The sequence below is a fragment of the Arthrobacter sp. MYb221 genome, from assembly GCF_002979835.1.
Lineage (GTDB): Bacteria > Actinomycetota > Actinomycetes > Actinomycetales > Micrococcaceae > Glutamicibacter.
Genome location: NZ_PCPW01000035.1, coordinates 1 through 2,883 on the forward strand (window position 1 = coordinate 1; position 2,883 = coordinate 2,883).

Consider the following 2,883-nt stretch of genomic DNA (forward strand, 5'->3'; position numbering starts at 1 on the left):
GCCCCGGAACGCGGTGACTTCCTGCTGCGCGTCGCTCATCGGCTGGCCGAACGCAAGGACGAATTCGCGCTGGCCGAAACCCTGGACACCGGCAAGCGCCTGGTCGAATCCGAACTGGACATGGACGACATCATCAACTGCTTCCGCTACTTCGGCAAGCTCTCCGGAACCGATGCCGGGCGGATCGTCGACGCCGGGGACCCGCAGGTGCTCAGCCGCATCGTCTACGAACCGGTCGGCGTCGCGGCGATGATCACCCCGTGGAACTACCCGCTGCTCCAAGCAGCGTGGAAGATCGCCCCGGCGCTGGCCGCCGGCTGCTCCTTCGTGCTCAAGCCCGCCGAGCTGAGCCCGTCCACCGCGATCCTGATGATGGAGGTGCTCCACGAGCTGGGCCTGCCGGCTGGGGTGGCGAACCTGGTCACCGGCACCGGCGCGCAGGTCGGCGCGGTCCTCTCCGAGCACCGCGACGTGGACCTGGTCTCCTTCACCGGCGGCCTGGCCACCGGGCGCAAGGTCGCGGCCGCGGCGGCCGGAACGGTGAAGAAGGTCGCCCTGGAGCTGGGCGGGAAGAACCCGAACGTGATCTTCGCCGACGCGGACTTCGACGCCGCGGTGGACAACGCCCTGAATGGCGCGTTCGTGCATTCGGGGCAGGTCTGCTCGGCCGGGGCGCGGATCATCGTGGAGGAATCCATCGCGGAGCGGTTCGTCGACGAGCTGGTGCGCCGTGCGGAGCAGATCACCCTCGGCGGCCCGTTCGATGAGCATGCCGAAACCGGGGCGCTGATCTCCGCGGAGCATCTGGGAAAGGTCGAGGCGTATGTGCAGTCCGGGCTCGCCGAAGGCGCCCGGCTGCGCTGCGGTGGCCGGGCGGCCACCGAGGCGGACGGCCCCGGGCTGGGGGCGGGGCATTTCTACCTGCCCACCGTCTTTGACCAGGTGGCCCGCGGCATGTCGGTGGTCATCGAGGAGGCCTTCGGCCCGGTGGTCACCGTGGAGACCTTCGCCACCGAGGATGAGGCGGTGGCCACCGCCAACGACACCGACTACGGGCTGGCCGGGGCGGTGTGGAGCCAGGACGCGTCCAAGACCCAGCGGATCGCGGCCCGGTTGCGCCACGGGACGATCTGGATCAACGACTTCCACCCCTACCTGCCGCAGGCCGAGTGGGGCGGCTTCGGCCAGTCCGGGGTCGGCCGCGAGCTGGGGCCGACCGGGCTGGGCGAGTACCAGGAAGCCAAGCACATCTACCAGAATCTGGACCCGCAGGTCACCGGCTGGTTCACCAAGAAATAAGCAAGAAAGGGCGCAACGTGAGCATGGAGAACACAGACTTCGACTACATCGTCATCGGCGGCGGTTCGGCCGGCGCCGCGGCCGCCGCACGGCTGAGCGAAGACCCGGCGGTACGCATCGCGCTGGTGGAGGCCGGCCCCGATGACCGGGGTCTTGAGGAGGTCTTGCAGCTGAACCGCTGGATGGAACTGCTCGAATCCGGGCTGGACTGGGACTACCCGATCGAGGCGCAGGAGAACGGGAACTCCTTCATGCGCCATTCCCGGGCCAAGGTGATGGGCGGGTGCTCCAGCCATAATTCCTGCATCGCGTTCTGGGCGCCGCGCGAGGACCTGGACGAATGGGAATCGAAGTTCGGGGCCACCGGCTGGAATTCGGCGATGGCCTACCGGCTGTATCAGCAGCTGGAGCGCAATGAGGACGCCGGGCCGGAGGCCCCGCACCACGGGGATTCGGGGCCGGTGCACCTGATGAATGTGCCGGGCACCGATCCGTGCGGGGTGGCGCTGCTGGAGGCCTGCGCGCAGGCCGGGATTCCGCGGGCGAAGTTCAACAACGATGAGACGGTGCTCAACGGGGCGAACTTCTTCCAGATCAACCGGCGTGCCGATGGCACCCGGTCCTCCTCCTCGGTCTCCTATATCCATCCGATTATGGAGCGGGAGAACTTCACGCTGCTCACCGGGCTGCAGGCGCGGAAGCTGAACTTCGATGCGGGCAAGCGCTGCACCGGGGTGGACGTGGTCGACGGGGCGTTCGGGCGCACCACCACGCTGCACGCGGCCCGCGAGGTGATCCTCTCGGCCGGGGCGATCGATTCGCCGAAGCTGCTGATGCTTTCGGGGATCGGGCCGGCCGAGCATCTGGAGTCGGTGGGTGTCGAGGTGCTGGTGGACGCGCCGGGGGTGGGCGAGCATTTGCAGGACCATCCCGAAGGGGTGATCCAGTGGGAGGCGAAGCAGCCCATGGTCAGCGAATCGACTCAGTGGTGGGAGATCGGGATCTTCACCCCCACCCGCGAGGGGCTGGATCGTCCGGATCTGATGTTCCACTATGGTTCGGTGCCTTTTGATATGCATACGCTGCGCCAGGGGTATCCGACCGGGGAGAACACCTTCTGCCTGACTCCGAATGTCACGCATGCGAAGTCGAGGGGTACGGTGCGGTTGCGCAGCTGCGACTTCCGTGACAAGCCGAAGGTCGATCCGCGTTATTTCACCGACGTCCAGGGCCATGATGCGCGGGTGATGATCGCCGGGATCCGCAAGGCCCGGGAGATCATCGGGCAGCCGGCGATGGCTGATTGGGCCGGGGTGGAGCAGTTCCCCGGCCAACAGGTGCAGTCCGATGCGGAGATCTTCGATTACCTCAAGCGCACGCATAACACCGTGTATCATCCGGCCGGCAGCGTGCGGATGGGGGCTGTGGAGGATGTGATGTCGCCGTTGGATCCTCAGCTGCGGGTTAAGGGGGTGACCGGGTTGCGGGTGGCCGATGCGTCGGTGATGCCGGAGTTGGTGACGGTGAATCCGAATCTCACGGTGATGATGATTGGTGAGCGCTGCGCCGAACTGATCCGCGGCA

The 2,883-nt window shown here is 67.1% G+C and carries 2 protein-coding genes; both read left to right on the plus strand.

Annotated elements, in window-relative coordinates:
* A partial coding sequence (locus CQ015_RS18545; RefSeq protein WP_105650848.1) for an aldehyde dehydrogenase family protein occupies nucleotides 1–1,299 on the plus strand: 1,299 nt, incomplete at its 5' end.
* Nucleotides 1,300–1,322: 23 nt separating this feature from the next.
* On the plus strand, nucleotides 1,323–2,883 hold a 1,561-nt coding region (locus CQ015_RS18550; RefSeq protein WP_105650849.1), incomplete at its 3' end, for a GMC family oxidoreductase.